Origin of the sequence: Nonomuraea diastatica, from assembly GCF_004349015.1 — a bacterium.
Classification (GTDB): Bacteria; Actinomycetota; Actinomycetes; order Streptosporangiales; family Streptosporangiaceae; genus Nonomuraea; species Nonomuraea diastatica.
Genome location: NZ_SMKP01000026.1, coordinates 1 through 12,129 on the forward strand (window position 1 = coordinate 1; position 12,129 = coordinate 12,129).

Here is a 12,129-nt window from a genome sequence, read left to right on the forward strand (position 1 = left end):
CCGTACGGCTCACCCTGCCCGACGGGCGGCGCGGCGCCTACCTACACGCCGCCCTCACCCGCGAACTCCAGCGCATCACCACCGCCCCGATAGGCCAGCGCAACGGCGCCCTCTACCTCGCCGCCATCGCCCTGGGCCAACTCGTGGCCGGCGGCGCGCTCAACCAGCAGGAGGTGACAACCCTGCTGGAACAGGGAGGAGGCGACGCCGGACTACCACTGGCCGAAACCCGAGCCACCATCGCATCCGGCCTACGCGCAGGCGCCCAACGCCCGCGCTCCGTCGCCGCATGACCGCAGCACACGTTCGGAGGCCCCGTTCATGTTGATCCTTTCCCACGTCATTCGCGGTCTGCTGGCCACCTGGCACCGCCGCCGCAACCGGCCCCCCAAGGGATTTCCTGCTGCGGGCCTCGATCTCTATGACAGCGAGGACCACGATCATCTGTACGTGCTTGGTCACGTCAGCTCCGAGCGAATGACGGCGGCCGTCGCCGAGTACATCCGGCACATCCACTTCCCACCCGACGCCGTGGTGAACGACCCGCTGACTGTCCTCGACGGCGGCGCCAACCGGGTACGAGCGACGATCCGTCAGGGCTACGCCACGTTCGACCTACGCCGGGTCGGGTGGTACGAGTTCAGCGCCCGGTTGTTCGTTGAGCCCGGGACCAGGGGTGCGTGGCCGATCACGTACTGGCCAGGAGAGTTCGGCTGATCAAACCGCAGCCGCTTTCGCAACCGCTACGACCGGACGCGGCCTCGGCGACAACCGGCAAGCGTCCGCCGAGGCCGCCCACCGGCCGAAGCCCGAGCCACCATCGCATCCGGCCTACGCGCGGGCGCCCAACGCCCCCGCACCGTCGCCGCATGACCGCACCACCGCAACTCTGGGAGCACTGATCTCGTGAACCAACCCAACAGCCACGGCGCGACCCTGCTGGACGCGCTCTTGGCCGCACTCACCCGATACGTCATCCTCCCCACGCCGGAGGCCGCCAACGCCGTTGTGCTGTGGATCGCCGCCACCCACGCCCAACCCGCCTGGGCACACGCCCCACGCCTGGTCATCCGCGCCCCGGAGAAGCGCTGCGGCAAGTCCCGGCTGCTGGACGTGGTGGAGGCCACCTGCCACGAACCGTTCATCACCGTCAACAGCAGCAGCGCCGCCGTCTACCGCTCCATCAGCGACGACCCTCCCACCATGCTCGTCGACGAAGCCGACACCATCTTCGGCCCCAAAGCCGACGGCAACGAAGACCTCCGCGGCCTGCTGAATGCCGGACACCAGCGCAACCGGCCGGCCAAACGTTACGACGCCAACACCCACCGCGTGGAGAGCATCCCCACCTTCGCCATGGCCGCACTCGCCGGAATCGGCGCCATGCCCGACACCATCGAAGACCGCGCCGTCGTCATCCGCATGCGCCGCCGCGGACCCGGCGAAACTGTCTCGCCCTACCGCCACAAACGCGACCGGCCTGCTCTGCGCCAGCTGGCAGCCGAGCTGCGCGCCTGGCTCCGCGCCGACCTGGCCGTCTTGGAGCGGGCCGAACCCGCCATGCCGGTGGAAGACCGCGCCGCCGACACCTGGGAACCGCTCGTCGCCGTGGCCGACCACGCCGGCGGCCACTGGCCCGACGACGCCCGCGCCGCCGTCCTCGCCCTCACCGCCGAAGCCGACGACAACGGCCAGACCTCCGCCCGGGTACGGCTGCTGGCCGACTGCCGCACCGCCTTCGGCACCGATCCCGCCTTGCCCACCGCAACCCTGCTGGAACGGCTCAAGGCCGACCCTGAAGCGCCCTGGGCCGACTACGGACCCACCGGGCTCACCGCGATGAAGCTCGGAGTCATCCTGCGCGAGTACGAGATCCGCTCAGCCAACATCCGCTTCACCGACGGCACCCAGGCCAAGGGCTACCAACGAGCCGACTTCACCGACGCCTGGGCACGCTACTGCCCCACGCCGACACCTCCGGACGCCCCGCCGCACGCCGAAATCCCGCTGTTCGAGGGGGGTAGCCGTCCCAGCCGTCCCAGCCTTGTCATCGCAGGTCAGCGCGGGACGGCTTCGGACCGTGGGACGGCTTAGCCGTCCCAGCAAAACAAGCCGTCCCAGCCTGACCAGCACAAATGAGGCTGGGACGGCTGGGACGGCTACCCCTCCAGAAAACGCCCAAGACCACCTGCGAATGACACCTGAAGCGACCCCGCCGGAAGCGCTGGCAAAGCAGAACCGGCAGGGGCCGCACCCCATCAGAGAGGCACATCCATCATGCCAACGACAGCAGCACCGCACTTTCTCACCCCCGAGGATCTGGCCGAGATGTTCAACGTGCCGAAGGAGACCGTCTACCAATGGCGGCGTAAGCGCACAGGCCCGCCCGGATTCCGTGTCGGCCGTCACCTCCGCTACGACCTGACGGCGGTACTCGCGTGGGTCGCAAAGCAGACTCAGCGAGAGGAGGGCTGACGTGGCTGGACACGTTCAAGACCGTTGGTACAAGACCGAGGCCGGAGCCGACGGCAAACCCAAGCGCGTCCGCACCGACCGGTACGGGACAGGCATGCGATACCGCGCCCGCTACGTCGGTCCTGATGGCACCGAGAAAAGCTGTTCCTTTCCAGACCGTCAGAAGCGCCGGGCAGAGGAATGGTTGACCAGCATTGAGGCCGACATGTCACGCGGGCAGTACATCGACCCCCGTGCCGCCCGAATCACCTTCGGGCAATACGCCGACCGCTGGCTGGCCTCCCAGACCACGGACCTGAGCACTCGAGTGTCCGTAGCGACACAGCTCCGCCGGCACGCCATCCCCTACCTCGGTACGCGCCCGCTCGACTCCTTTCAGCCTGGCCACATTCGCCAGTGGCTGAGCGAGTTGGAGGGTTCGCTTCCCGCATCGTCCTACCGTCGCGTCATCTTCGGCAGCGTGTCCGCCGTGTTCACCGCCGCCATAGACGACGGCCTGTTGACCAAGAATCCGTGCAGTGCACGATCAGTCAGAGCACCCATTCCCGCCCGCGGACGCGTTCAGCCGTGGACGGCTGAACGCGTCTTCGCAGTCCGGGCGGGACTCCCCGAGCACTACCAGGCCATGACCGACCTCGGCGGCGGATGCGGGCTTCGGCAAGGCGAGATCTTCGGCTTGCCGCTCGACGAACTGGACTTCGAGGCCGGTTGGCTACACGTTGCCTACCAGGTCAAGGTCGTCAACGGTCGCCTGGTCTTCGCTCCTCCCAAGCGGGAGAAAGAGCGTGACGTCCCTCTCTCGGACCGCGTAGCTGAGGTGGTGAAGGCACACCTGGAGCTCTACCCACCGGCCAAGGTCACGCTGCCCTGGCGCACTCCCGACGGACCCCCGGTCACCAAGGTCTTGCTCTTCTCCCGGAAGGACGGCGGCCCGGTCAGGCGGAGCGACTTCAACATGTACGCCTGGAAGCCCGCTCTCGTGAGGGGCGGCGTCATCCCGGAGCCGAAGAGCGGAGAGCGACATCAAGCTGCCCGCGAGCACGGCATGCATGCGTTGAGGCACTTCTACGCCTCGGTTCTGCTGGACGCCGGCGAGAGCATCAAGGCTCTCAGCCAGTACCTTGGCCACAGTGACCCAGGATTCACTCTCAGGGTCTACACGCACCTGATGCCGAGCAGCGAGGGACGGACCCGCCGGGCCGTGGACGGGGTCTATGAGACTACGAAATCTCAGTCCGACGGCCCACAGACGGCCCAGAGCTAGCGAGACAACGTTGGGTCATGGGCGCTACACCCTTGACCCAGCGCTGTCATTCGGACGAAAACCGCCGCTGACCTGGACTTACAGCACGGGCAGGTAGCGGCTGAGCTCGAACTCGGTGACGGTGCGGCGGTAGTCGCGCCACTCGGCCCGCTTGTTGCGCAGGAAGAAGTCGAAGACATGCTCGCCCAGCGTCTCGGCCACCAGCTCGCTGCGCTCCATGACGGCGATCGCCTCGTCCAGCGACCCGGGCAGCGGCTGGATGCCGAGGGCCCGCCGCTCGGCGCTGGTGAGCGTCCACACGTTGTCCTCGGCCGCGGGGGGCAGCTCGTAGCTCTCCTCGATGCCCTTCAGCCCGGCCGCCAGGATCAGCGCGAACGCGAGGTAGGGGTTGCACGCCGAGTCGAGCGAGCGGAACTCGATGCGCGTCGAACCGCCCTTGTGCGGTTTGTACATCGGCACCCGGACCAGCGCGGACCGGTTGTTGTGGCCCCAGCACACGTAGGAGGGCGCCTCGCCGCCCTGACCGGCGATGAACTCGGCACCGCCCCAGAGCCGCTTGTAGGAGTTGACCCACTGGTTGGTGATGGCGGTGATCTCGGCGGCGTGCCTGAGCAGCCCGGCGATGAACGAGCGTCCGATCTTGGACAGGCGGTAGTCGGTGCCGGCTTCGTAGAAGGCGTTGCGGTCGCCCTCGAACAGCGACATGTGGGTGTGCATGCCGGAGCCCGGGTGCTCGGTGAACGGCTTGGGCATGAACGAGGCCCAGATGCCCTGCTCCAGCGCGACCTCCTTCATGACCAGGCGGAAGGTCATGATGTTGTCGGCCGTGGTCAGCGCGTCGGCGTAGCGCAGGTCGATCTCCTGCTGGCCGGGCGCGCCCTCGTGGTGGCTGAACTCCACCGAGATGCCCATCGACTCCAGCATCATGATCGCCTGGCGCCGGAAGTCGTGGCCGGCGCTGTGGGGGGTGTGGTCGAAGTAGCCGCTCGAGTCGATCGGCTCGGGCCGCCCGCCCGGCTCGGGCCGGTTCTTCAGCAGGAAGAACTCGATCTCGGGGTGGGTGTAGAAGGTGAAGCCCATGTCGGCGCACTTGGCGAGCGTGCGCTTGAGCACCCAGCGAGGGTCGGCGTGGGACGGCGAGCCGTCGGGCATGAGGATGTCGCAGAAGATGCGCGCCGCGCCCGGCGTCTCGCTGCGCCAGGGCAGGATCTGGAACGTGGCCGGGTCGGGCTTGGCGAGCATGTCGGACTCGTAGACCCGGGCGAAGCCCTCGATGGCCGAGCCATCGAAGCCGATGCCCTCGGCGAACGCGCCCTCCAGCTCCGCGGGGGCGATCGCGACGGACTTGAGGAAGCCGAGCACGTCGGTGAACCACAGCCGGATGAACCGGATGTCGCGTTCCTCGAGCGTGCGGAGCACGAACTCCTGCTGGCGGTCCACGGCATCCCCTCAAGACGACAGTACGGGTCCCTTACCAGGATGCCGTGTCCGTGTTTCGCACACGTTACGGGGGGTGCCGTGGGAGGGGCCCGTGAACAAGCCGGTGCGAGCCTCGCTGACAAAGGGCCCGCCCCGACTTACTGTGATCACGCAGTCAGTCTCGGGGGAGGCATTGGTGGCTATCGACCTGCTCAATCACAAGCTCGATCGAGCGTTCGACCACATCGACGCGAACGGCAACGGCGTCGTCGAGCGTGAGGACCTGCTGGGTCTGGGCGCCCGCATTCTGGTGGGCTTCGGGGAGTCCCCCACCTCGGTCACCGGGGCGAGCCTGGTCGGCAGCTTCGACGGCATCTGGTCCACCTTGTCGCTGGCGCTCGAGCGCGACGGCGACTCCGGTGTCGCACGGGAGGATTTCCGCAAGGGGATGACGGCGGCGTTCGTCACCGGCGACCGCTACGACCCGGTGTTCAGGCCGGCGACGGTGGCGGTGGCGGAATTGTGCGACGCCGACGGGGACGGAATCGTCGGCCCCGCCGAGTTCCGTACGCTGCTGTGCGCGTTCGGCGTGGCCTACGACGACGTGGACGAGGCGTTCGACCGGCTCGACAGGGAGGGCAGGGGCACGCTCACCGTGGACGGGCTGGTCCGGGCCGCTGCCGAGTACTACAGGAGCGGCGACCCCAACGCCGCGGGCAACTGGCTCTTCGGGCCGCTGTGAAGACCCCTGTGAAGACGACCGCGAAGATGACCGTGAACAGCACCACGAGCACCACCGTGTTCGCCACGGTGCGCACCGCGCTGCGTTCGGCGCTGACGTCCATGTTGCCCCTGCCGCGCAGGGGCGGCTCGGCCGCCGTGGCGCTGCTGCCGCTCACCGAGCGGGTGCCCGCGATGGCGGCGCCGTGCCGGATGCACCCGGCCGTGTACGCGATCGAGGCCGCGGTCCTCGACTGGGCCAGGCGCACCGGCCTGCGCGCCGATCCCGGCGTCGGTTTCCACCGGATGGCCGGCCGGGCCTTCGCCGAGTTCGACGCGGCCGCGGCGGCGTTGTTCGCGCAGTGGCTGACGTGGCTGTTCCATCTGGACGACGAGCTGGACGAGGGGTCGTGCCGGCTGGACATCTTCGACGGCATGCTCAGGGGCGCGGCCGGCCATCCGCTGGAGGCGGCGTTCGCCGACCTGTGGCGGGTGACGAGCGCGCGGATGAGCGACCGGTGGCGGTCGAGGTTCGCGGTGGGGTTGCAGCGACAGCACGACGCGTGCCGTACGGAGGCCGACAACAGGGCGGCCGGCCGGATGCCGACGCTGGAGGAATATCCCGAGCTCCGCAGGGGCACGGTGGGGCCCTACCTGTACGACCTGGTGGAGCCGTGCCTGCGGGTGGAGGTGCCGGGCTGGGTCCACGACGGCGAGCCCTGGCGCCGGTTGGTGGACGCCTGCAGCGACGTCACCGCGTGGTGCAACGACGTCGCCTCGCGGCCGAAGGAGCGCGGCGACGTGCACAACCTCGTCGTGCTCGCGATGCGTCAGCTCGGGCTGGGCGAGCGGGAGGCGACCGCGTGGGTGCTGGACCGGATCGCCGATCGATGTCAGGACATGCAGGAGGCGGCCAGGCGGCTGCCGCTCGCCGATCTCGCGCCGAAGGCGGCCAGGGACGTCAGCAAGGTCGCCTGCGCCTACCTGGCGGCGCCGCGCGCCCACCTCGACTGGCTGCTGGAGTCCCAGCGCTACGCATGACCGCACGCGAGCATGTCGCCCGTGGGGGTGCGGCGGTAGACGACCTGCTTGCCGATCCGCATCCCCACCGCGAGCCCGCCGCCACTGAGCACGCCGAGGTGCTGGCTGACGGCGCCCGGTGTGAGCGACATGCGGGCGGCCAGGGCCGTGGTGGTGGCGGGCTCGGCGAGCGCGAGGAGGATCTGCGCCCTGCTCCTGCCGATCAGCGCGGCCAGCGCGCCGGGGGCGGGCGGTGGCCCCTGCTCCCACAGCGTGCCCACGCCGAGCACGGGATAGACGAGCATCGGCTGGTACGGCGCCGTGATCACCCCCACCGACGGCCACCAGAACGCGCTGGGCACCAGCACCAGGCCGTCGCCGCGCACCCCTTCGACCGCGCACCACGGCCGGTCGATGAGCAGCTTCTCCCCCGTCCAGGTGACGGCGGGGTCAAGCGTGGCGAACAACTGGCGCGCACCGCCCTCGGCCAGCCGGCGGGAGCGGCGCAGCACGTCGCGCTCCAGCAGCCCGTACACGCGCGGCCAGAATTCCGCGAAGCACGTCTTCCAGTACGCCTCCAGCGCCCGCGCGACCCTGGCCACGCCCGCCTCGGGGTCGGCCGTGAACCGCTCGACCACCGCCCGGTCGGTTCCCTCGACCCGCAGGGCCTCCCGCCGGGCCGTTTCCGGCGGCGTACGCCTGACCCGGTCGAGCTCGGCGGCGAAGTCGGGCATCGGCGTGTCCGGCGGCGGGGTGATGAAGTCGGCCAGGTAGCCGGTCGGCGGGACGAGCGCGAACAGCTCGCTCAGGTCGAGCCCGGCGAGCCGGGGCCGGACGGCCTTGATCCACGGCAGGTGGATTGACTGCCGGGCGGGCCCCTGGAGGGTGCGCAGGCTCGCGACGAGCTCCCACATGGGTGAGAACGCGAACCGGATGCGGGCGACGTCCTCCGGGGTGAGCACCCAGGTGATCGACATGCTTTTAGTCTGCCCTAAATCGTTCGCAACCCAAAGACGGACATATCACGATTCCTTGCGTGTCACGCATCGCTGCCGAGAAGCCGTCAGACCCGCAGGGGAAGCCGTCCTTCCTCCAGTCCATGGTGGGCGGGCTGCCCCGCCCGTTCTGGGCCCTGTGGGGCGGCACGCTGGTGAACCGCCTGGGCACCATGGTCGTCCCCTTCACCGGCGTCTACCTGACGCAGAGCCGCGGCCTGTCGCTGGCCGCGGCGGGACTCGTGATGGGCGTCTACGGTGCCGGCTCGCTGCTGTCGCAGTTGCTCGCCGGGGTGCTCACGGACCGGATCGGGCGCCGGGCCACGCTGTCGGGCGGCATGGTGGCCACCGCCGTGAGCATGCTGGCGCTCGGCTACAGCTCCACGCTGCCGGCGATCCTGGTCTCCATGTTCGCGCTCGGCCTGGTGATCGACGTCTACAGGCCCGCCTCGACCGCCCTGGTCGCCGACCTGGTCTCCCCCTCGGAACGGCCCCGGGCGTACGGGCTGCTGTTCTGGGGGATCAATCTCGGCTACGCGATCGGCATGACGAGCGGCGGCCGGCTGGCGGAGCTCGGCTTCGTCTGGCTGTTCTGGATCGACGCGGTCTCCTGCGTGGTCTTCGCCGCGCTGGTGTGGCGGGCCGTGCCGGAGACCAGGCCGGAGGCGAGGGAGTCCGCCGGCGGCTTCGGCGTGGTGCTGCGCGACCGGGTGATGGTGGGGTTCACGCTGGTCGTGCTGGGCCACGCGCTGGTCTACGGGCAGACGATGACCATGCTGCCGGTGGCTATGACGGAGGTCGTGAAGCTGTCGCCGGGGCAGTTCGGGCTGGCCATGGCGCTGAACGGGGTGCTCATCGTCCTCGTGCAGCCGCTCGTGTCGGGCTGGCTCGGGCGCAGGGACGCCTCCCGCACGTTCGCGACGGGGCTGGCCGTGATGGGGCTGGGGTTCGCGATGACGGCGTTCGTCACCAGCACGCTCGGGCTGGCCGTGACGATCGCGGTGTGGACGGCGGGAGAGATCATCACGGCCGGCGTCCCCGGCGCCGTCGTGGCCGCGCTCGCCCCCGCGCATCTGCGCGGGCGGTACTCGGGGTTGTTCGGCTTCGCGTGGTCGATGGCCGCGGTGCTGGCGCCGCTGATCGGCGGTCCGCTGCTGGAGCTGGGCTCGAAGGCGTTGTGGTTCACGATCGGCGGGGTCGGCGCGATGTCGGCGCTCGGCATGCTGGCGCTCGGCCCCGCGATCCGGCGCCGTTGAGCGACATATGTCACTTTTCGTCGCTTGGACGATAAAAATCGGGACGTATTAGGCTGTGCGCGTGGCTCAACTGCGGATTGCCCTGGCACAGACCAACCCGACCGTCGGCGATCTGGCGGCCAACGCGGACCGGCTGATCGTGTGGACCCGCGACGCCGCCGAACGCGGTGCCCACCTGGTCGTCTTCACCGAGATGTTCCTCACCGGCTATCCCGTCGAGGACCTCGTGCTGCGTACGTCGTTCGTGGACGCCAGCATCAGGACCCTGGAAGAGGTGGCGCGCAGGCTGGACCGGGAAGGACTCGGCGAGCTGCCCGTGGTCGTCGGCTACGTCGACCGCGCCGGCCTGGCGCCCAGGACCGGCCAGCCGAAGGGCGCGCCGCTCGACGCCGCCGCGCTGCTCTTCAAGGGCGAGGTGGTCACCCGTACGGCCAAGCACCACCTGCCCAACTACGGGGTGTTCGACGAATACCGCTACTTCGTGCGCGGCGACCGGCTGCCCGTCTTCCGCCTGCACGGGGTCGACGTGGCCATCGCGGTGTGCGAGGACCTCTGGCAGGACGGCGGCCCGGTGTCCGTCGCCGGGCAGGCGGGAGCCGGGCTGCTCGTCGTCCCGAACGCCTCGCCGTACGAGAAGGAGAAGGACGACGTCCGCCTGGAGCTGTGCGCGCGCAGGGCGCGCGAGGCGGGGTGCGCGCTCGTCTACGTCAACCAGGTCGGCGGGCAGGACGAGCTGGTCTTCGACGGCGACTCGATCGTGGTGGACGGCTCGGGCGAGCTCCTGGCGCGGGCCGGCCAGTTCAGGGAGGAGCTGCTGGTCGTGGACCTCGACCTGTCGCCCTCGCAGGCGGAGACGGGGACGTTCCCGTACGATGCGGGGGACGGCACCACGATCACGGTCGAGCGGCTGGTGTTGTCGGCCGACCCGGTCGCCTCCTATCCCCCGGCGCCCGCCCCCATCGCCGAGCGGCTGGACCCGCATGCCGAGGTCTACTCCGCGCTGGTGCTGGCCGTCCGCGACTACGTGGCCAAGAACGGCTTCGAGTCGGTCATCCTGGCCCTGTCGGGGGGCATCGACTCGGCCCTGACGGCCACGATCGCCGCGGACGCCATCGGCCCCTCGCGCGTCCACGTCGTGCTCATGCCGTCCCGCTACTCCTCCGACCACTCGCTGACCGACGCGCAAGAGCTGGTGCGCAGGCAGGGCGTCAGGTCGGCGATCGTGCCGATCGCCGAGATCGTCAACGCCTACGAGAAGGAGATCGACCTGTCCGGCCTGGCAGCCGAGAACATCCAGGCCAGAGTGCGCGGCATGATCCTCATGGGCCTGTCCAACGAGCACGGCCACCTGGTGCTGACGACGGGCAACAAGAGCGAGCTCGCGACGGGCTACTCCACGCTGTACGGCGACTCGGCGGGCGGCTTCGCCCCGATCAAGGACGTGCCGAAGACGATGGTGTGGGAGTTGTCGAGGTGGCGCAACACCCACTCCGGCCCCTCCTTCCTGATAGAGGCCGAGCGGCCGATTCCGGAGAACTCGATCACCAAGGAGCCGAGCGCAGAGCTGCGGCCCGGGCAGCGCGACACCGACTCGCTGCCGCCGTACGAGGTGCTGGACCGGCTGCTGGACGACTACGTGGAGAAGGACATGGGCTCCCAGGAGCTCATCGCGGCCGGCCATGATCCCGAGCTGGTGACGCGGGTGATCAGGCTGGTGGACGTGGCCGAGTACAAGCGCAGGCAGTATCCGCCAGGCCCCAAGATCACTCCCAAGAACTTCGGCCGGGACCGCCGCCTGCCGATCACCAACAGGTGGCGCGAGTCCACGGGCTGATCCCCACCCTGGCCCATGGCGGCCAGGCCCAGGCCCGGGAGTCGTGCACCCGCGACGCCCGCGGGCCGGCGCTGACGCGAGCCCCAGGGCTGCACCGAGCCGGATCCGCTCGGTCATCCCGCGCCTGCGGTCATCACGCGCAACCGGAGGTTGCCCAGACGCACCCGGACTCTGGCCAACGCGTAACCTACAGGTTACGCTTTCTGCGTGGACGAAGTGGCGGGAGCGATCGCCGACCCGGTGCGGCGGCGGATCCTGGAGATGCTGCGCGACGGGCGGCTGTCCGCCGGGCAGATCGCCGAGCAGTTCGCGATCAGCAGGCCGGCCGTGAGCCGTCACCTGCGCGTGCTCAGAGAGAGCGGCCTGGTGCGCGACGAGCTGGTCGGGAGGCAGCGCCTCTACGCGCTCGACTCCGGCAGGCTCGGCGAGCTGCTCGCCTGGCTCTCCCAGTTCGCCCGGCCGTCCGGGTGGGAGCACCGCTTCGACGCACTGGAGACAGAGGTTTACCGAACGCGCCGCGAGCGCCGCCCCAACACCAGCCGCCCCAACACCAACAGCAGCGAGGAGAACACCGCATGAGCCCGATCCCCACCGGCCGGCTGTTCGGCACGGCCTCAGGAGACGATCTCGTTCTCACCCGGACCTTCCGCGCGCCCGCCGAGGACGTGTGGGCGAGCATCACCGAGTCCGAGCGCACGGCCCGCTGGTTCGGCCCCTGGGAGGGCGAGGCCGCGCCCGGCCGCACGATCAAGGTGCGGATGGTGCACGAGGAGCAGGAGCCCTGGTGTGAGCTGCGCATCGAGGCCTGCGAGCCGCCGCACCGGCTGGCCGTGTCGGCGATCGACGCGTTCGGGGCCTGGCGGGTCGAGGTGCTGCTGTCGGAATCCGCCGGCACGACGGATCTGCGCTTCGTCCAGCACCTGGACGGCACGGACATGGCCGGCGACGTCGGGCCCGGCTGGGAGTACTACCTCGACATGCTCGTGGCCTCCCGCGACGGCTCACCCACGCCTGATTTCGACGACTACCACCCCGCCATGCAGGCGTACTACCGCGATCTGTCGCCGGAGGCGCCGGAAAGCGCCTAGCTCACCGGACAGCACATAGGCCGCCGGCGCGGCGCCGCCGGCGGCCTCCTCCAAGCAC

Annotated in this window: 12 protein-coding genes and 1 pseudogene; 11 read left to right on the plus strand and 2 right to left on the minus strand. The window is 69.9% G+C overall.

The genetic code is table 11. The features are described from left to right. From E1294_RS52630 to E1294_RS11850, 5 genes and pseudogenes are all read left to right on the plus strand, one after another. Positions 1-293, plus strand: a pseudogene (locus E1294_RS52630) (bifunctional DNA primase/polymerase); the annotation flags it as partial. Between the two features lie 28 nt (positions 294-321). Beyond that, positions 322-717, plus strand: coding sequence for a hypothetical protein (locus E1294_RS11835; protein ID WP_132507764.1), 396 nt, complete (start codon positions 322-324; stop codon positions 715-717). Between the two features lie 189 nt (positions 718-906). Beyond that, positions 907-2,094: a DUF3631 domain-containing protein gene (locus E1294_RS11840; RefSeq protein WP_181958488.1), complete on the plus strand. Its 1,188-nt coding sequence runs from the start codon at positions 907-909 to the stop codon at positions 2,092-2,094. 183 nt (positions 2,095-2,277) lie between these two features. Beyond that, positions 2,278-2,475 (plus strand): helix-turn-helix domain-containing protein, encoded by a 198-nt coding sequence (locus E1294_RS11845; protein WP_132507766.1) that lies wholly within the window; start codon positions 2,278-2,280, stop codon positions 2,473-2,475. Between the two features lies 1 nt (position 2,476). Continuing rightward, positions 2,477-3,739: a tyrosine-type recombinase/integrase gene (locus E1294_RS11850; RefSeq protein WP_132507768.1), complete on the plus strand. Its 1,263-nt coding sequence runs from the start codon at positions 2,477-2,479 to the stop codon at positions 3,737-3,739. A 78-nt stretch (positions 3,740-3,817) separates the two neighbouring features. Here E1294_RS11850 and E1294_RS11855 read toward each other — a convergent pair whose 3' ends face one another. After that, positions 3,818-5,179, minus strand: a complete 1,362-nt coding sequence (locus E1294_RS11855; protein WP_132507770.1) for a glutamine synthetase family protein — start codon at positions 5,177-5,179, stop codon at positions 3,818-3,820. A 175-nt stretch (positions 5,180-5,354) separates the two neighbouring features. On the opposite strand from E1294_RS11855, the gene E1294_RS11860 reads away from it, so the two are divergent. Next, positions 5,355-5,900: an EF-hand domain-containing protein gene (locus tag E1294_RS11860; RefSeq protein WP_132507772.1), complete on the plus strand. Its 546-nt coding sequence runs from the start codon at positions 5,355-5,357 to the stop codon at positions 5,898-5,900. Between the two features lie 8 nt (positions 5,901-5,908). Continuing rightward, on the plus strand, positions 5,909-6,919 hold the full coding sequence (locus E1294_RS11865) for a terpene synthase family protein (RefSeq protein WP_246082955.1): 1,011 nt from the start codon (positions 5,909-5,911) through the stop codon (positions 6,917-6,919). On the opposite strand, the gene E1294_RS11870 is transcribed toward E1294_RS11865, so the two are convergent. Continuing rightward, positions 6,910-7,875, minus strand: a complete 966-nt coding sequence (locus tag E1294_RS11870; RefSeq protein ID WP_132507774.1) for a DUF5937 family protein — start codon at positions 7,873-7,875, stop codon at positions 6,910-6,912. The two genes, E1294_RS11865 and E1294_RS11870, sit on opposite strands and share 10 nt — an antisense overlap. 59 nt (positions 7,876-7,934) lie before the next feature. Here E1294_RS11870 and E1294_RS11875 point away from each other — a divergent pair, with 59 nt between their 5' ends. The 4 genes from E1294_RS11875 to E1294_RS11890 all read left to right on the plus strand — a co-directional run bounded on the left by E1294_RS11875 (position 7,935) and on the right by E1294_RS11890 (position 12,071). Continuing rightward, positions 7,935-9,149, plus strand: a complete 1,215-nt coding sequence (locus E1294_RS11875; protein ID WP_246082956.1) for an MDR family MFS transporter — start codon at positions 7,935-7,937, stop codon at positions 9,147-9,149. A gap of 61 nt (positions 9,150-9,210) precedes the next feature. Continuing rightward, positions 9,211-10,983, plus strand: coding sequence for an NAD+ synthase (locus E1294_RS11880; RefSeq protein WP_132507776.1), 1,773 nt, complete (start codon positions 9,211-9,213; stop codon positions 10,981-10,983). A gap of 207 nt (positions 10,984-11,190) precedes the next feature. Further along, the gene (locus E1294_RS11885) at positions 11,191-11,562 is read left to right on the plus strand and encodes a metalloregulator ArsR/SmtB family transcription factor (RefSeq protein WP_132507778.1); all 372 of its coding nucleotides are present in this window, start codon (positions 11,191-11,193) and stop codon (positions 11,560-11,562) included. Next, a complete protein-coding gene (locus E1294_RS11890) occupies positions 11,559-12,071 on the plus strand; it encodes an SRPBCC family protein (protein WP_132507780.1) in 513 nt (170 codons plus the stop codon). The genes E1294_RS11885 and E1294_RS11890 overlap by 4 nt, the downstream gene beginning before the upstream one ends. The last annotated feature ends 58 nt before the right edge of the window (positions 12,072-12,129 follow it).

Bases quoted from the DNA above. Each gene is read 5' to 3' on its own strand.
- E1294_RS11835 (WP_132507764.1), top strand. From the start codon at position 322: ATGTTGATCCTTTCCCACGTCATTCGCGGTCTGCTGGCCACCTGGCAC.
- E1294_RS11845 (WP_132507766.1), top strand. From the start codon at position 2,278: ATGCCAACGACAGCAGCACCGCACTTTCTCACCCCCGAGGATCTGGCC.
- E1294_RS11870 (WP_132507774.1), bottom strand. From the start codon at position 7,875: ATGTCGATCACCTGGGTGCTCACCCCGGAGGACGTCGCCCGCATCCGG.
- E1294_RS11890 (WP_132507780.1), top strand. From the start codon at position 11,559: ATGAGCCCGATCCCCACCGGCCGGCTGTTCGGCACGGCCTCAGGAGAC.